This is a genomic window from Paraniabella hibiscisoli (assembly GCF_022512515.1).
GTDB classification, from domain to species: Bacteria; Bacteroidota; Bacteroidia; order Chitinophagales; family Chitinophagaceae; genus Niabella; species Niabella hibiscisoli.
On the sequence record NZ_JAKWBK010000001.1, the window covers coordinates 2,965,304 to 2,983,121 of the forward strand.

At 42.4% G+C, this 17,818-nt stretch carries 13 protein-coding genes and 4 pseudogenes; 8 read left to right on the forward strand and 9 right to left on the reverse strand.

All coding sequences use genetic code 11. The features are described 5' to 3' along the window. Window positions 1-87: 87 nt before the first annotated feature. The 4 genes and pseudogenes from MKP07_RS18545 to MKP07_RS18560 all read left to right on the forward strand — a co-directional run bounded on the left by MKP07_RS18545 (window position 88) and on the right by MKP07_RS18560 (window position 6,051). Window positions 88-1,310: pseudogene (locus MKP07_RS18545) on the forward strand (glutaminase domain-containing protein). A gap of 33 nt (window positions 1,311-1,343) precedes the next feature. Then, window positions 1,344-2,030 carry a beta-L-arabinofuranosidase domain-containing protein gene (locus MKP07_RS18550; protein WP_240848509.1) on the forward strand — a complete coding sequence of 229 codons (687 nt, stop codon included), beginning with the start codon at window positions 1,344-1,346 and terminating at the stop codon, window positions 2,028-2,030. A 166-nt stretch (window positions 2,031-2,196) separates the two neighbouring features. Further along, the gene (locus tag MKP07_RS18555; protein WP_240848510.1) at window positions 2,197-3,405 is read left to right on the forward strand and encodes a glycoside hydrolase family 127 protein; all 1,209 of its coding nucleotides are present in this window, start codon (window positions 2,197-2,199) and stop codon (window positions 3,403-3,405) included. Between the two features lie 383 nt (window positions 3,406-3,788). Further along, window positions 3,789-6,051: pseudogene (locus MKP07_RS18560) on the forward strand (GH92 family glycosyl hydrolase). A 222-nt stretch (window positions 6,052-6,273) separates the two neighbouring features. On the opposite strand, the gene MKP07_RS18565 reads toward MKP07_RS18560, so the two are convergent. Then, on the reverse strand, window positions 6,274-7,266 hold the full coding sequence (locus MKP07_RS18565) for a glycoside hydrolase family 76 protein (RefSeq protein WP_240850940.1): 993 nt from the start codon (window positions 7,264-7,266) through the stop codon (window positions 6,274-6,276). On the opposite strand from MKP07_RS18565, the gene MKP07_RS41285 reads away from it, so the two are divergent. Then, window positions 7,180-7,410, forward strand: coding sequence for a hypothetical protein (locus tag MKP07_RS41285; RefSeq protein ID WP_240848511.1), 231 nt, complete (start codon window positions 7,180-7,182; stop codon window positions 7,408-7,410). The two genes, MKP07_RS18565 and MKP07_RS41285, sit on opposite strands and share 87 nt — an antisense overlap. Here MKP07_RS41285 and MKP07_RS18575 read toward each other — a convergent pair whose 3' ends face one another. The 8 genes and pseudogenes from MKP07_RS18575 to MKP07_RS18605 all read right to left on the reverse strand — a co-directional run bounded on the left by MKP07_RS18575 (window position 7,411) and on the right by MKP07_RS18605 (window position 15,470). Then, window positions 7,411-8,514 (reverse strand): SusE domain-containing protein, encoded by a 1,104-nt coding sequence (locus MKP07_RS18575; RefSeq protein ID WP_262919814.1) that lies wholly within the window; start codon window positions 8,512-8,514, stop codon window positions 7,411-7,413. A 69-nt stretch (window positions 8,515-8,583) separates the two neighbouring features. Then, window positions 8,584-8,856: pseudogene (locus MKP07_RS38930) on the reverse strand (RagB/SusD family nutrient uptake outer membrane protein); the annotation flags it as partial. Window positions 8,857-8,888: 32 nt separating this feature from the next. Further along, window positions 8,889-9,287, reverse strand: a complete 399-nt coding sequence (locus MKP07_RS38935; RefSeq protein ID WP_262919361.1) for a RagB/SusD family nutrient uptake outer membrane protein — start codon at window positions 9,285-9,287, stop codon at window positions 8,889-8,891. A gap of 11 nt (window positions 9,288-9,298) precedes the next feature. Then, entirely contained in the window at window positions 9,299-10,204 is a 906-nt protein-coding gene (locus tag MKP07_RS18585) for a RagB/SusD family nutrient uptake outer membrane protein (protein ID WP_240848513.1), read from the reverse strand. Between the two features lie 12 nt (window positions 10,205-10,216). Then, window positions 10,217-13,543: a SusC/RagA family TonB-linked outer membrane protein gene (locus MKP07_RS18590; protein ID WP_240848514.1), complete on the reverse strand. Its 3,327-nt coding sequence runs from the start codon at window positions 13,541-13,543 to the stop codon at window positions 10,217-10,219. 210 nt (window positions 13,544-13,753) lie between these two features. After that, window positions 13,754-14,029 carry a FecR domain-containing protein gene (locus MKP07_RS18595; protein WP_240848515.1) on the reverse strand — a complete coding sequence of 92 codons (276 nt, stop codon included), beginning with the start codon at window positions 14,027-14,029 and terminating at the stop codon, window positions 13,754-13,756. Between the two features lie 14 nt (window positions 14,030-14,043). Beyond that, window positions 14,044-14,823: a FecR family protein gene (locus tag MKP07_RS18600; RefSeq protein ID WP_240848516.1), complete on the reverse strand. Its 780-nt coding sequence runs from the start codon at window positions 14,821-14,823 to the stop codon at window positions 14,044-14,046. A gap of 47 nt (window positions 14,824-14,870) precedes the next feature. Further along, complete coding sequence (locus MKP07_RS18605; RefSeq protein ID WP_240848517.1) at window positions 14,871-15,470, reverse strand: RNA polymerase sigma-70 factor; 600 nt, start codon at window positions 15,468-15,470, stop codon at window positions 14,871-14,873. A gap of 201 nt (window positions 15,471-15,671) precedes the next feature. Here MKP07_RS18605 and MKP07_RS18610 point away from each other — a divergent pair, with 201 nt between their 5' ends. The 3 genes and pseudogenes from MKP07_RS18610 to MKP07_RS38945 all read left to right on the forward strand — a co-directional run bounded on the left by MKP07_RS18610 (window position 15,672) and on the right by MKP07_RS38945 (window position 17,818). Beyond that, window positions 15,672-16,361 carry a hypothetical protein gene (locus MKP07_RS18610; RefSeq protein WP_240848518.1) on the forward strand — a complete coding sequence of 230 codons (690 nt, stop codon included), beginning with the start codon at window positions 15,672-15,674 and terminating at the stop codon, window positions 16,359-16,361. A 107-nt stretch (window positions 16,362-16,468) separates the two neighbouring features. Continuing rightward, a complete protein-coding gene (locus MKP07_RS38940; protein ID WP_394803672.1) occupies window positions 16,469-16,951 on the forward strand; it encodes a glycoside hydrolase domain-containing protein in 483 nt (160 codons plus the stop codon). Window positions 16,952-16,983: 32 nt separating this feature from the next. Continuing rightward, window positions 16,984-17,818, forward strand: a pseudogene (locus MKP07_RS38945) (glycoside hydrolase domain-containing protein).

Sequence of the window (17,818 nt, forward strand, 5' to 3'; positions counted from 1 at the left end):
GTAACAGTAGATCAGAAAGGAAAGCAATTACAACTGAGTACGATACTACAATTAAATACATCTAAAACAGCCAGCTCTAAATTGTTATTGGCTTATGATGATATATGGGCGATCCAGTATTTTGGGAAAAACCTGCGTCCCTGGTGGAACAAGGATAACAATACTACAATTGATGCGCAATTGCAGGCAGCTAATGCAGATTATGCTGCTACTATCGCAAAATGCAATGCTACGGATAAAACCATTTACAATGATGCATTAAAAGCAGGTGGTGCCGATTATGCAAAGCTGTGCGAAATCAGCTACAGGCAAACCATATCTGCACATAAGCTGGTTCAAAGCCCGCAGGGAGAATTGTTGTGGCTTTCTAAAGAAAATTACAGTAATGGTTGTATCAATACCGTAGATCTTACTTACCCTTCAGCACCTTTGTTCCTGGTGTATAATCCTGATTTGGAAAAGGGAATGATGAATGGCATCTTTTACTACAGCGAAAGCGGAAAATGGAAAAAACCTTTCGCAGCACATGATCTGGGTACTTATCCTTTAGCGAACGGTCAGGTATATGGGGAAGACATGCCTGTAGAAGAGTCGGGTAATATGGTGATACTGGCAGCGGCAATCGCAAAAGCAGAAGGCAATGCAGACTATGCTAAAAAGCATTGGAAAACCTTGACTATATGGACAGATTACCTGGTTAAAGACGGTTTTGATCCTGCAAACCAATTATGCACGGATGACTTTGCAGGCCACCTGGCACGTAATTCTAACCTATCCTTAAAAGCTATTATGGGCATTGAAAGCTATGCTATGTTGGCAAAAATGTTAGGTAAGGATGATGTATACAACAAGTATCATAATATAGCAGTTGCCATGGTTCCTAAATGGATGGAGCTGGCTGCAGATGGTGATCATTATACTTTGGCATTTGAGAAAAAGGAACCTGGAGCCAGAAGTACAATGTAATTTGGGATAAAGTATTAAAGTTTAATATTTTCCCCGAAGAAGTGTTTCAGAAAGAAATGAAGTTCTATCTGGCTCACCAGAATAAATACGGGTTACCTCTGGATAGCCGTAAGACTTATACCAAAAGCGACTGGATCTTATGGACAGCATGCCTTACCGGTAGTGATAGTGACTTTCAAGCCCTGGTAAAACCTGTTTATAAATACGCGGTTGAAACGCCTACCAGAGTGCCACTAGGCGATTGGCATGAAACCACCGACGGTAAACAAGTGGGCTTCCAGGCGAGAAGTGTAATTGGCGGATATTGGATGAAAGTACTGGATATGAAATTGAATAAAAAATAGGACATCGAAAGTCATCATCTCAGAGTGCAAAGCATGAAAGCTTTTATAATTACCGGCATGATCAGTTTGGGCTTAATGTGTTGCTGTTGTATGCTACAGGCTCAACAGCAACACACCCAAAGAATGCGGGTGAAAAAGGTTACTATCAATGATCGTTTCTGGAAACCCAAAATGCAATTATGGGCGTTTAAAACGATTAATGATGTGTTTAATAAATTTGAAGGCAAGTACAAGACCGACGTTGAAGAACAAACTAAGAACAATGCTTTCCTAAATTTTGATGATGTTGCTAAAGGAAAGATAAATACGGGCAAACATGCAGGTTTTCCCTGGTTTGATGGCCTGGTGTATGAAACAATAAGAGGTGCATCGGACTATCTCAAACATATACCCGATCCTAAACTGGAATCCAGGATAGATCATTACATCGATGCTATCGAAAGGGCTCAAAATGTAAGACCGGATCATTATATCAATACCTATACGCAGCTCGTAGAACCAGGCCATGAATGGGGTGGGAATGGCGGGTTCTTACGCTGGCAGCACGATGTATATAATGCCGGAATGCTCGTAGAAGCGGGTGTGCATTATTATAAAGCTACCGGTAAAATAAAGTTGCTTTCCGTTGCTGTAAAAATGGCCAACCTGATGGCTAACACTATGGGAGCAGCTCCCAAAAAAATATTGTCCCCGCACATGCCGGTCCCGAAGAAGCCATGATGAAACTATACTGGCTTTTTAAAGCAGAGCCGGATTTAAAGAAAAAGCTGGATGCAACGGTAGCCGAAAATAATTATTACCAATTGGCAACCTTCTGGATAGAAAACCGGGGAAACCATTCCGGGTTTCCGCTATGGGCTGCCTGGGGAAATGAAGCTTCCGAAAAATGGATCAAGAGTACAAAAATCAAGCTAAGCTGGTTAATAGCAGGCCAACCTGGGGTAATTATGCGCAGGATTCGGTATCTGTGTTTCAAATGCCTACGATAGAAGGACATGCAGTAAGGGCTACCTTATTAGCTACGGGTATGGCTGCTGCGGCGAGCGAGAATAGGGATAGCAGATATTTACAGACGCTACATCGATGGTGGAATAATATGGTAGGTAAGAAAATGTTTATCACTGGCGGAGTAGGAGCCATACATTTTGACGAGAAATTTGGCGCGGACTATTATCTGCCAACGGATGCCTATCTGGAAACCTGCGCTGCGGTAGGGTCGGGTTATTTTCATAAGCGGATGTTTGATCTGACACAGGATGGGAAATACATCGATGAACTTGAAAGAGTATTGTACAATAGTTTGCTCACCGGCATTTCGCTTTCAGGAGATAACTATACGTATCAAAACCCGTTAAATGCACAGGGGCATAAAAGATGGGACTGGCATGAATGTCCCTGTTGTCCACCCATGTTTCTTAAGATTACTTCTGAGCTGCCCGACTATATTTATTCAATAGCTAATGAGCAATTGTATGTTAATTTATTTGTTGGCGGAGAGGTAAAGCTCCAATTGAATAATAATGATCATTTGTTGATCAGGCAGGAAACGGAGTATCCATGGAAAGGGAAAGTTGTTTTAACAATTGAAACTAACAGGCCCCAAAAACTTCCCGTACATATAAGAATTCCGGCTTGGGCTAAAGGAAAGGAGAACCCGTTTGATTTATATACATCTGGCGTAAAGGAAACGGTACTACTGCGCGTTAATGGCAAAATCCGTAAACTAAACGTGGATAAAGGATATGTTCTGCTAGACCAGCTATGGAAAAACGGAGATCATATTGAACTGGTATTGCCTGTTGAACCAAGGATTATTGAAGCCAATTATGCGGTAAAAGATCTGCGACAGAAAATGGCAGTCGCTTCCGGCCCTCTCGTGTATTGCCTGGAGGAAGATAATCAATCGGTGTTGAACTCCTTGCAGTTTTCTGTAGAAGGGAAGATGCAAGTACAGTTTGACGCGAACCTGCTGAATGGTGTTAATACGATATCCCTCACCGATAAAACCGGTAAACATTTCTCTGCAATCCCCTACTACACCGTGGGTAACCGGAAGGGAAAAACAGCCTACCAGGTGTGGCTGTCCACAAATTAATCAGTGTGCATTTAATCTTAATGTACCTGTCGCAGCTTCGGAAAGGGTTACAGCACTAGAGTTCCACATCTGTCTTTGCTTTCCCGGAGAACAATTTCGGTTGTAACATTTCGTAGCCGGCTGATTTGCCAGGTGATTTTCTTTATGTAGCTTTGGTAAGCTAAAACGATTTTTCGTATTATAGTTGTTACTATGCCAATGAAATTAACGAATCTGTTTAAACTTTCCAATGTCCTGTCCTTACAGGGCTCTAACGAACTGGTTCAGCAGTGTTGTTACAAATATACTTTCCCGGAGGGCTAGATATTGGTAGAAAAAAATCATTTACGAAAATTAAAAAAAGTTCAGTAGTATAATATGTCAAATATTCTAAATTATAAAGCATGATCAGGATCCAATATATAATAGCATTGTTTTGTTTAATAATATCAGCAACTTCAAAGTCGCAGGACCTGGTGAAGTATGTAAATACCTTACAGGGAACGAATTCTAGTTTCGAATTAACAAGAGGTAATACTTATCCTACTACGGCATTGCCTTTTGCCATGCATACCTGGACGCCGCAAACCGGCAAGAATGGTGATGGTTGGAAGTATCAGTATAGCAAAAAGAAAATACGTGGATTTCAACAGGCGCATCAATGTAGTTCCTGGTCCAACGACTATGCTGTTTTTTCGTTGATGCCTGTAGTGGATAATTTAAAAGTGAACGAAGATGAGCGGGCATTGGAGTTCAGGCATGAAAATGAAATAGGTAAACCTCATTATTATAAAGTACAGTTTGATAATAACATTACTACAGAAATGGCTCCCTCGGAAAGGGGGCGCATTTGCGTTTTAATTTTCCACAAGGTAGAAAGGCTTACCTGGTATTGGATGGCTATACCGGCCTAAGTGGCGTAGAGATTTTTCCTGAGCAACAAATGATCACCGGCTTTGTAAACAACGGACATGGTTTTCAGCGCGGCTGGAAGAATCATTTCGTATTGTATTTCGATCAGCCTTTTACAGCCTATGGTACCTGGGAGAATGAAAAGAATAGCGTCGAGGCAGGTAGCAAAAAAGCAGAAGGGAAGGGCAGAGGTGCTTATATTGAATTTAAACCCGGAGTAAAAGTACAGGTTAAGACAGCGTCCTCTTATATCAGTATCGAACAGGCTCAGTTAACCTTGCAAAAAGAATTAGGGGCTGATAAAAAACTGGAAGCAACTAAAGACAGGGCGGAGAAGGTCTGGAATCAGCATCTCAAAAGAATTTTAGTAGAAGGCGACTCTGAAGAAGATAAAGCTACTTTTTATTCCTGCTTTTTCAGGGCCAGTTTGTTTTCCCGCGCCTTCTATGAAATCGATAAAAACGGGAAACCTTATTATTTCAGTCCTTATGATGGTAAGGTTCACGAAGGCTATATGTTTACGGATACAGGATTCTGGGACACTTTCAGGGCGCAGTTTCCTTTAAATGTTTTAATGTATCCAACGCAGCATGGCCGCTATATGCAGGCTTTGCTCAATGCGCAGGAACAATGTGGCTGGCTGCCTTCCTGGTCTTTTCCCAACGAGCAAGGTAGCATGGTGGGCAATCATGCTATCTCCTTATTAGCAGATGCATGGGCAAAGGGCCTGCGTACTTTCGATCCGCAAAGAGCTTTGGATGCTTATTATCACGAAGCCAATAATAAAGGGCCCTGGGGACCAGCCAATGGCCGGGACGGCTTTAAAGATTACAACAGCATTGGCTATGTTCCCTACCCCGAAGTAAGAGAAGCTACGGCCAAAACGTTGGAATATGCCTACAATGATTTCTGTGGCTATGCTTTAGCCAAAGCCGTAAATAATAAAAAATACCAGGACAGTTTTGGGCAGAAGATGTTCAACTATAAAAATGTATTTGATCCGGCTACACTATTCATGCGTGCGAAAGATAGGAAAGGGAACTGGGGTAATAATTTTGATCCGGTAGAATGGGGCGGACCTTTTACTGAAGGTAATGCCTGGCATTGGGTTTGGTCAGTATTTCATGATATGAACGGTTTGATCAACCTCGTGGGTGGCGATGAAAAGTTCTGTGCTAAACTGGATTCTGTATTTACAGTTCCAAACACAGTGAATGTAGGCACTTACGGGTTTATGATCCATGAAATGACTGAGATGGTAATGGCCAATATGGGACAGTATGCACATGGCAATCAACCTATACAACACATGCCTTATTTATACAATTATGCGCGCCAACCCTGGAAATCGCAGCAGCGCACCGGGAAGTGATGAGCAAGCTGTATAATGCCACTGAGAACGGTTACCCCGGCGATGAAGACCAGGGGCAAACCTCATCCTGGTATGTACTAAGCGCGTTGGGTTTTTACAGTGTTTGTCCGGGCACCGATCAATATGTATTAGGTAGCCCCATGTTTAAAAAGATAACAATCTCTTTGGAGAATGGGAAAAAGTTTGTGATCAATGCTAAGAGCAATAACAGTCAGAATGTTTATATAACAGATGCCCGTTTGAATAATAAGGTGTATAGCAAAAACTATCTTACTTATGGTGATATTATTAAAGGTGGTGAGTTTAATCTGCAAATGAGCGCTGCCCCTAATTATAAAAGAGGGGTAAGCGATGGGGATTTACCGTTCTCTGTATCGAAGTAGTGGTGTGGCGTAGTATTGAAACTTTTGTTTATTGGACATTATCTCAGATTACTAACCGCTAAGGCACGAATACGCAAAGAAGCGCTAAGATATTATTCGTATTATACCTCGCGCCTTTGCGGTTAGATGAGTAAAATCAGAAAGAGGCCAACCGGCCTCTTTCTTGTCTCCGGATACGGTCCCGGAGTATGGTTCTTGTCAGTGTCGAAAAACTTACATCTGTTATTGAATGCCTGCTTTTTCAAATGCCGCTTTGGCTTCTATCATCATACAAGCGCTTGATTGAGCTGTGAGTTGCGCTTCACCTGCTGGCGGCGCAATCCATGAAGGACCAAATAACAGCGAGTTCTTAAAAGTGGCCTTGGTCCATACATTAGTCGCATTGTTGTTGAAGAAGTTGATGAATTTTTTCTTGTAATCTTCGTTCAACCCTGGTTCCTGTATCAGCATTAAATAGTAGCGGATAAAGATGCCTTTGAACAGAGCATTATCGCCGGTCCCTTCATCACGCAATACATTATTACCCGAATCGATACACTTGGTAATGGTGTAATTGGCACATTTCTGCGCATCGTTCAGGTAGGCGGCATCGCCGGTTATTTTATGCAGCTCTACCGCGGCACCTATAAAAGTACCGGTATTGTAAGTGAGCACTACTTTATTAATAGCACCGCTTTCTCCGTTGATATTATCATAGATACCGCCGGTAGCCCATTCGTACAAAGTATTCTTCTCCCACTCGTATATTTTAATGGCCCAGGTTTTATAGGCTTCATCCTTGGTGGTATTATACAACCTGGCGGCAAGAATAGCTGCAGGACCATTAGAGCAGGCATTTTTACTATACAACATATCCTTTCGCCATGCAATACCACCCTGGGCGAATTGCTCATTCCAGCCTTTGATGATGTCATTCCAAAGGTCTTTCGTAGCCGTCAGGTATTTCTCCTGTTTGGTTAGGTCATACATACGTAAAAATGTAAGTGCATTCCATTCCATATCATCGTAAAAGACGTTATAGTAGGTGTTGCCATTTTTACTTTTGATGCCGGTAAACCATTTGTCGAAATAGCTGTTGAATCGCGTATCATTGCTGCGGATGAAAGCATCTATCAGAACATCCATGGCATGGGCATTGGGCCAGTACTGAAAGCCATTATCTGTACCATTACTGCCATAATTGAAATAGCCTTGCTCATTCCAGAATTGGGTAATAAGGGCATTGGTCGCACTATCGGCTGCGGCGTTCCAGTTGATGTTTTCACCCTCTCCGTAAGTATATACATCCTTGAACTTCTCGCAGGAAAAAAGAAGCAGGTCAGGAGTGATATGATTAATATATTATTCCTCATCTTATAATTAGTTTACTTGTACAGAATGAGTATAAGGAGCTGTGCCCTGCATGATGATACTAATGGTTGTAGATTTGCCGTCTACTGCAGGCATAAACTTCCACTTATCGTCCCATTGGGAAACATTAGGCAACACTCTTAAATAGTAGTAGGAGGCAGGGGAAGATGCTGTAGGCGGACTATCTGTACCTGTTACAGTGCCTAACTGTGCAACTACATTGGCGCCATTAGCAACGGTTTGCATCTGGAATTTATAACGCTCATCACGTCCCCATGATTCCTGCCTGAAAGTTACTACTCCGGTGCCCCGCCAAATGCCTTTGCCCTGGTAAGGCAGGTTAAATAATACCCTGTTCTCCGGACTGAAAAAGATGCCGATTGAAGTGATCTCCGTATAGGCAATAGTGGCGGTATTGAAATCGAGGTTGATGCGATATACAGCCGTTTTTGAAGCAGTAATAGCGCCGGTTTCTGTAGCCTCTTTTAACGAGCTGCCGTTATCCGAATAGAAAATGCGTGGAGTGCCATTATTACGATCAGTAAAGTAATAGGCTTTTCCAGCTTCCAGCCTGGTATAAATTTCAAATTCACCCGCTGCATTTAATTTAAATGGCATTGCCTGCGCCAGGTTGGTACCGGTCTCAGATCCCTCTCCTGTAATAAATACTTCATCTGGTAAGTCAGCAAAACCCTGCAGTGCAGTAATAGTGAGCAAAGCCGATTGATCTGATTTAATGGTATTAATACCCCTAGATGCAACAACAGTCCATTTCACTTCACCAGTGCTACCGGAAGCAATACCCGCTAGGCCGGCGATACGGTTTAAGATCTTATGGGTGATGGTAGCTCCACTTGAAAACCCGTTATTGTCTGATACGATCTTGTACAAAGGTTTTGAAAAATCGCCGGTAGATTTGTCAAATACTACTTCATAAGACGCTGCACCACCGTCTTCTGCTTTTACCGCTTCCCATTCAAAATAAAGAGAGGCCGATGCAGAACTCAAAAGTTTAACAGACCTGTTATTTACGGAGAGTACAGCGCTTTTACTGGAGTGATATTTACATCTGTATAATTCATGTCTTCTTTTTGCAGCTAAAGAATAGCACAGCTACAAGAAAGGAACCTAGTAATTTTATAATTATATGTTTCATGTATAAAAATTTTGATATAAAGAAAGTTAGTTTCCGTATCCGGTATTATTAGGTAAGAGGTTCTTATTCTGATCAATTTCCGCCCTGGGAACCGACCATAAATAATCCCGCCCTTCATCAAATTTTCGGGTGTCTAGTACAATGTAAGCCGTATTGTTATTGGCAAATTTTGCACCGTTTACTACACCGTTCAGGTATTGTGAACCTGCTTTCCAGCGAACGATATCAAAGTATCGCAGACCTTCCAAAGCGAGTTCGCTTCTGCGTTCATTCCAGATGGTGCTGCGCATTTGAGTTTGCGGTAAGCCTGAAGGATAATCTAGCGCCGACGCTAGTGTAAAGCCGCCCTGGTACGAATGGCTTTGATGGTTTTATCCCAAACGGTAGCATTCATCTGTCCCAGCTCAAATTTAGCTTCCGCATTCATAAGTAATATGTCAGCATACCTCATTATAATGATATTTAAGCCTGAGTTTAAAGTCTGATCAGCTGCCACATCGAAATACTTTCTGATATAATAACCAGTGGAAGTAGCATTTGCTGCTGCATTTACATAAGCATCGGGTGTTCCGCTACCCGGCCTGGTCCTGATGGTTGCTATAGATCCATCCAGCTTTTGAATGGTGCTGCCATCGTAGAACACCGTTGCCGCCAGTCGCGGGTCCCTGTTGATGTAAGGATTATTATCATTGTAAGAAGGATCCTGGCTGATCGTATTACCATTCAACATGATATAGCTGTTTACAAGTCCCTGCAGCGGCGCATAAGCATTAAGGTTAGCCCCCAGAGTAAGCGGCGCAGCATTATAATACTTACCCCATGTTTTTTATTGATCAGGTAGCCATAATCGAGAATCACTTCGCTGTTATACTCGTTAGCCACGGTAAATAAACCAGGGTAGCTGGGAAATAAACTGTAGGAACCAAACTTATCCTGGTTATTGATGAGGCTATCTGTATAAGTCGCCACTTTTGCCCAATTACTTTCATAAAGATAGGCTCTTGCTTGCAGGGCACAGGCTGCAGCTTTAGTTGTCCTGGCCTTGTCTAATCCAGACAGATTATTTTTAGACGGTAGCAATTGCATAACCTCATCAAGTTCAGAATGCACGAAGGATAGTATTTCATTTTTACTGGTGCGTGGCATTGTTTTGGACTGCTCTAAGGTGATATCAGTAGTAGCAAAAGGAACAGCGCCATAAAAGTTAACCAGCCTGAAATAGATATAGGCCCTTATAAAGCGAATCTCTGCTTTTCTTTGAGCTTTTAATGCATCAGGCATATTAGGTACTCGGTCAACATTGTCCAGGTAAATATGACAGGTTTTTAAGCCTCCATAAGCATCCTTCCATTCTGTTTTAAACCGCTCCAGGGTGGGATCCGCATTGCCATTGCGGATAATCCGCTGATTGGTATTAGAGCGTCCTTCAAATACATTGTCGCTTAAAGCTTCATCATTCCACATTTTATCGGCAGAGTACATCTGGTTATAGGCCATATTGACCATCAGGTCAGCATTAGAGGCAGAAAGCCAGAAGTTCTCATCCGTATATTGATTGGTTGGATATAAATCCATTTTGTTGCAATTGCTAAAGGTAACCACCAGTGCAAACAAGGCTATTACCCATGTTATTTTTCTATTCTTCATGTTCAGTACCTTTTAAAATTGAATGTCTAAACCAAATCCATAATAACGCAGCGTAGGGTAATTACGTCCGCTATTGGCAGCACCCGACATATTGGAATTGAATTCCGATGATTCAGGATCGATCCATGACTCGCGGCTTAGCGTGATCAGGTTTTGCGCATTTACATAAATTCTTGCTTTCTGAATTCCTATTTTTTCAGTTAACAGAGCAGGCACGGTATAGCCCAGCTGTATATTTTTTAACCTGGCATAAGCTCCGTTAAACTGGAACAGATCAGATCCCCTGCCATAGTTGTTTAAACGGGAGGGAGAGCCTGTGGCAGTTAAACGTGGCCACCTTGCATCTGAATTAGTGGGGGTCCAATAATCCAGCTGGTGCTGGTAAATTGCATAAGAATAGTTTTCGTGAAAAGGCTCAACCAGTTCGCCCCTTACAAACATATCCCTGGCTCCTACGCCCTGCCAGAACATAGAAAAGTCAATTCCTTTGTAAGCTACATTGTAAGTGAGTCCGAAGTTGTAACGAGGGAAAGCATAACCCAATATGAAACGGTCCTTCGCATCAATAACGCCATCATTGTTCCTGTCCACATATTTTACATCTCCGGGTCTTAAATCAGATGAGCTTAGTCCAACCGGTAGCGCAGATGTTTCGATCTCCTGCATCGACTGGAAGTAACCGTCTGTTTTCAATCCGTAGTAAGCATTGAATGGTACGCCAATACGGGTGAGTTTGTCTATATTGTCTGATGTGCTGATCTGCTCAAAGCCTTCGAATTTGGTTACTTCATTTCTCGAGTCTCCAACATTGGCCGCTATGCTATGTGAAAAAGCCCCTGTAGTAAATGCATAACCAATATTTAACTCCCAGCCCTGGTTTTTCATTTCTCCAACATTATACGATTCAAGCTCGGTGCCGAACGTAGATGGTATCACTGGTTTAACCAGAATGTCCTTTGTAACCTTGTAGAAATAGTCAAATGAAACGTTCAGTTTGTTTCTGAAGAAGGTAGCGTCTATACCGAAATTGCTGTTATGGGTTGACTCCCATCTTAAATCCTGGTTGCCATAAACAAAACCACCACCTGCTAAGCTGGAATCGCCCACCACGTAAGAATTGGGGAACAAGCTGTAGCGCGTCATGTATAAGTAGTCGCTTATGTTTTGGTTGCCCAATACACCATAGCTGGCTCTTATTTTAAGGTCGCCAATCCTGTCTCTGTAGCTTTTCATGAAAGATTCATTCGTAAGTCTCCAAGCCAATGAACCTGAAGGGAAGAAGCCCCACCTGTTTGCTTTAGCGAATTTGGACGATCCGTCGTATCGAAAACTGAACTCAGCATAATACGTATCGTCAAAAACATAGCCTAAGCGGCCGAATAAGGAGCTCAGGCTGGTTTGCGTAGTGTTATTGCGTGTTAAATTGGATCCGTTCATGTCTACAACTGTACCTGTAGTAGGAATCCCCAAAAGCGAATCTGTGTTCCAATAAGTAGTTCTGCTATGCCGTCCGGTAAAAGATTCATTAGAACCTCCAAAAAGCCCGGTAATATTATGTTTTCCAAAAGTTTTATTATAGTCTAAAAGCAGCTGGTAATTCATTAAACTGGCTTTACGATTATAATCAGAAGTTTCTCTCCTGGGATTCATGGTTACAGAAGGTGTAACCGCATCTTCGCTGGCATAAAGCGGGAATTGCTTTCTCCAGCTAAACTGGTTGTCGGCATATACATCGGCGCCTACAATACCCCTTAACTTCAAACCGGAAAACAATTTTACATCCAGGTTCAGGTTGATATTGATATAATCGTTATTGTCTTCGATAAACCCTCCCTGTCTCAGCTCGCCCAAAGGATTTTGATCAGTAAGTGCATTATTAACCAGGTACTTGCCATTGTCGGCCTGCATCCTGTAATAATAATATGGAGGGATGCGGGTTGAGTTGATGATGGCGTTTCCTGCTGTAGTGTTCAACGAATTGGTACGGGTATACGCCATGATAGAGGTGAACTTAAAACGACCAAACTCTGTAGTAATATTCGAACGCAGGTTGTAACGCTTCAGTCCGTAGTTGCCCACAAAATTGCTGCGCTGGTTATAATATCCACCCGAAAACAAATAAGTGGTATTATCACTTCCTCCGGATACACGCATGTTATAGGTTTGCTGTAAGCCCGGTTCCAGGATCTGGTTAAAATTCCACTGCTCTTCATTCCGATGGTTGTACAGGTCCTGTATCTGATCGGGCGTGAATTCAGGGGAAGCGCCGATATTCGTTAATGCCAGGTTTTTCAAGGTCGCATTCTGATATCCCTGCACCGGGCTAAAGAGTATATGTGGATCCTGCCAGCCTAATTGACTGCTTACATTAATAGTGGGTTTCTGGTTTTTTCTACCTCGCTTGGTAGTTACTAAAATAACACCGTTGGCAGAGCGCGATCCGTAGATAGCAGCGGTTCCGGCATCTTTTAAAACTGATACGCTTTGAATATCTGTAGGATTTAAGTTGTTTAAGCTTGCGCCATCTGTAACCAGTCCGTCGATCACAATTAAAGGAGAATTATTGTTCATGGTAGATACCCCACGAATATTAATGTTCAGGTCATTGCCATTAGGGTTCATACTCCGTTGCTGTATTACCAGGCTGGGAGCAGCTCCCTGTAAAGCCTGGGTTACATTCCCCACCGGACGGTCTTCAAACTGCGATGCCTTAATCTGGTCCACAGCACCAACAGCACCTTTCCGGGTGGTAGTGCCATAACCGATCACTATTACATCTTCGAGTTGCTGGGTAGCGGCATTCAGTACGATGATGCCAAGATCGTTAGCGGTAATAGCCAGTTCGCGGGTAGTATAGCCCACCCTCGAAATAATAAGAGTTGCTGATTTGTTGGCTACATTCAAGCTAAAACTACCATCGGAACCGGTTACCGTGCCATTGCTGGTTCCTCTCTCAAGGACGCTTGCTCCTGCAATGGGGGAGCCTGTGGAATCATGAACGGTTCCGCTTACCTCAAATTGAGCTTTAACGGTTGCAGCTCGTTCCATTATGACCAACAGGTTTTTGTTGACCTTTTTATAGGTAAATCCTGTGTTGTTCAGTAGCTGGCCCATCACTTTTTCAATGGGTGCATCTTTTACATCAAGGCTTACTTTATACCGGCTTAAGGCAACGCTGTCGCTGTAAACAAACCGGTAGGAATGCTTTGCCTCAATGCTTTTGAGCACCTGGGGAAAAGACTTGTTATTAACATTCATGCTGATCAGTTCCTGGGCCGCTCCATTAAATGCTATGGACTGAAAAGACGTTAATAAAATAATAATAAGAGAACATTTCATTAGCAGCAGATATTTAATAAGACAATACCGCTCCCCCGCATGGCAAGGCGATCATTTTTTTTCATACTTTCGTTATCTATTTTAGATGATGGTTTTATTGCTGTTTCAGGCAAGTATAACTGTCGTTTCGGGCGGAAAATGTTCCAGCATTTTCTGCCTTTTTTTATGGTGGCTTCTGTTTATTTCATGTATTTTTTTAGCGTGAAGAATTTATTTATATATTTTAAGACGATTTCCATCCAGGCTGTATTTAAGGCCGGTGGCCAGCCTGAAGGACTCCATTACTTCCGTGAGACTTTCATTTTCGTAAATGCCGCTGATCTTTCTTGTTAAGATGGATGAATCCCTGATTACAACAGTTATCCCATACCAACGCTCCAGTTCGGGGAAGACCTCACTGTAGCGTGCCTGGTCAAAAGCGAGCTTGTTTTTAGTCCAGTCCGTTTCAACCATACTCGAATCCTGCACATTGGTCTTAACGGTCATAACTGAAATGTCTGCTATCGGCGGTTCATCTTTTTTACCGGCGTTACATGATCAGGATCATTGTTGGCTACTATCTTTTCATGGGGTTTTAATACCACGAGGTTGCGTTCATTTCTTTTGTTCAATGTTACTTCTACAGATCCCTCCAATAAGGTGGTTTGTGTGTTTTTCTCATTGTCATAAGCCCGCACATTAAATACCGTACCCAATACTTTGATGTTCATAGTTTTGGTATGCACAATAAAAGGATGGTTCGCATCTTTTGCTACTTCAAAAAAGGCCTCACCTTCTAGTGTTACCTCCCTAAGCTGCTTTCCGAAAGACTGGTTGTAGCTCAAACGGGTGTCGGAGTTCAGCTGCACTTTAGTTCCATCAGGTAATACCAGGCTCGATTTAGAGCCTTTTTTAGTGGTGAGAATATTTTTGGAATGATCGGCCGGGTTACTTTCAGTAAGGTGCATATAGACAGCTGTACTTCCCATAGCTAATACTAAAACAGCTGCAACGGCCCAAACTATTTTTCGAAAGCGGCCTTTGGGTTTTGCCGCGTTTTCATCTGTAATTGCTTCCTGTCCCAGCCGGGTATGTATTTTATGAAGGCGATTATTAAGCTCGGTGGAATCAAAACTATCGTGTTGATGAAAATGTCCTTTCAGGGTTTTGCCCAGTAAATCAGCTAGTTGATTGTCGTCGGCATGCTCTTTCAAATACTCATTCAACTCCCTGGCTTCAGGTAACGTTAAAATACCTGATTCCCGTTTTGTAAGAAGCTCAATAAGTCTGTTTTTGTCCATTTTTTAAGGCTATATCCTGATAAGTCGGTTTTAACAGGATCATACCCCTAAAAGGCAGAGAAAAAAATTATGCTTTTTTTTCTTAAAAGATGTTCCGTCATATCCGGCAGCATCTGTTGAATGGTAATCGTTAGCTTTTTGATCGCAATAGTCATCTGGCTTTCAACCGTTTTAACAGACAGTTGCAGTAATTGCGCTACTTCCTCATACTTAAGGCCCTCTTCTTTAATCAACCGGAAGATTAACCTGCATTTGGAAGGCAGCTGGTTGATCGCATGAGTAATATGGCTGATGTTTTCATTGCTGATATAGTCAGACTCGGGATTGGAGTAAGAGAGCTCTATATCGTCAGGGTAATCTTCGAATAAAACTGCCTGATGCTTTTTCAGCGCGCTAAGCGAAGCATATTTAACCGCTGTATAAATGTAATGCGAAGGACTTTTGATGGATACCATGGTCTTCCGGTTCAGCCAAAGCTTCACAAATACATCTTCCACTACTTCTTCTGCCAGTTGCCGGTCTTTCAGAATATTAGAGGAGAAAGAAACCAGCCCCGGAAAATAAAAATGGAACAGCTCGTCAAATGCCGTTTGGTCGTCATGCTCGGCAATCAGTAACAGCAGGTATCGTTTACGATCTTCATTCATAAATAATGAAAGTAAAGTATGACAAAAAAGCAAAATCGCTACACGGGGCTTCCCGTCTTTAAAGAATAATTTTATTTTCTTCCCATCAAATATATACCTTTATCGCAAAAACGATTTTGCTTTTTTGAATTTTTTTATAATTTGCCTCAATATTTTTTTCGATTGCTTAGAACGTATTTTTTCACCTCTCTAAAAAATGCCATGTTCGGGAACAATAGATTTATTTTTGCTTTAGCGGGCGTACTCATTACAGCCATCAGCTCTGCACAAAAAACGTCCAAACCCCTCACTGATTACGTCAATACTTTTATGGGCACCACTACGCTATGGGATAGTGCCGATCTGGGATATAAACCTACACGAAGAGCCTGGGGCGGTGAAACCTATCCTGGTGCAACACTTCCGAATTCGATGGTACAGGTAACGCCGGTAACCATGTGGCGTAGCGGATCGGGTTATCAATATGAAGATACGGTGGTCTACGCCTTTGCACATACCAGTAAAGGACATTGGAATCTTTGTTATGTGCCGATGATCGCAGTGAGCGGGGATGTACAGCCTAAAACGTATTATTCTCCTTTTAAACACACGCGTGAGTCAGCCAGTCCCGGGTATTACCAGGTATACCTGGATAAATACGATATCAATGCAGAAGTAACTTCAACCCTTCGGTGTGCTTTTCATAAATACACCTACAAGAACGGGAAAGGAAAAAAACTATTGGCCGATCTGGCCCGTTCTAACGAGAGAGTGAATGAATGGAAGATCGAAAAAAGAATGATAGTGTTTTTACCGGCAATCAAAGAACAGGGGCTGATTTTTATTTCTATGCGGTCTCTAATTATAAGATCGGGAATATTGAATCGGTTAAGGATGGAGATGCAGAGGTGAGCATTGTCAATTATATCGACAAAGAGTCGAATGATCCGTTGGAAGTGAAAGTGGGCTTTTCTTATGTGAGTGTTGAGAACGCCCGTATGAACCTGGAAGCGGAGATAATGGCCAAAAGTTTTGACCAGGTAAGGCAGGAAGCTAATCATACCTGGGAAACGTTATTATCTAAGATACAGGTATCGGGTGGTAGTGAAGATCATAAAGAAACCTTTTATTCTACCTTGTACCGTTCCTTTCTCTGGCCCATTTTATTAAGCGATGTAAACGGAGCTTTTAAGAATGCGAAGGGAGAAATTGTAAACAAAGGCTTTCGATATTTTACTGATCCCTCTTTTTGGGATGATTACCGCAACAAGCTGATTTTGCTGGGGATGATCTCTCCGGATGTAGCGGCGGATGTAATTAAATCCATTACCGACAGGGGAGAGATAAGGGGCTTTATGCCCACCTTCTTTCATGGAGACCATGCGTCTACTTTCGTTGCAGGTAGCTACCTGAGAGGGATTACAAATTTTGATGTGAAAAAATCCTATCAGCTGCTGTTGAATAACGCTTTCGTGGATGGTAAGGAGGCCGGCCGCACTTGAAGGAATATATGGAGCGTGGTTGGATATCAGAAATGGATGTAAAAGAACCGCGCTTAGAAACAGTAGCTAAAGCTGCCGTTACCAAAACGCAGGAGTATGCTTACGATGATTATGCTACCGCACTGCTGTCTAAAGCGCTGGGAGATACAAAAAACTACCAGGCCTTAATGAAGCGAACGGATAGTTACAAGCATCTTTTGATCCTGCAACACAGCTGATGCGCGGACGCCTGGCGAACGGAGAATGGATAACACCTTTTAACCCCGAGCAACCTTATTTTGAATATATGTACCGCGAGGCTAACGGCTGGCAGTCTACTTTCTTTGCACCACATAACCCTGATGCATTTGTTGCTTTATATCCCAGCAAAGCTGCTTTGGAGAAAAACTGGACTCATTGTTTACCATACCCTGGAAAGGATATGAAGCACATAATATCACCACTTTTATTGGACAATATTGTCATGGCAATCAGCCGGGCCATAGTTCGCCCTACCTGTATTATTTTGTAGGTAAGCAGGAAAAAGCACAAAAGATATTAAATCTCATAATGAGCAAGTACTATCGAATGGGACCAGAACGCTTAGCCTATTCAGGTATGGATGATGCGGGTGAAATGTCCGCCTGGTATGTGATGAACGCATTGGGATTGTATACCTATTCTCCGGCAGATCCCGAATACCTGGTGACAGTTCCCTTGTTTGATAAGATCCGGTTTGATTTGCAGGGTAAAAAGTTTACCATCACTAAACGGGGTAGCGGAGAGGGAATCAAAAAAATAACTTATGCAGGACAAAAGGTGAACGGTTACTTTATCAAACATAGCTTGCTACAACAAGGCAAAGAACTTGTTATTGAAACCAATTAA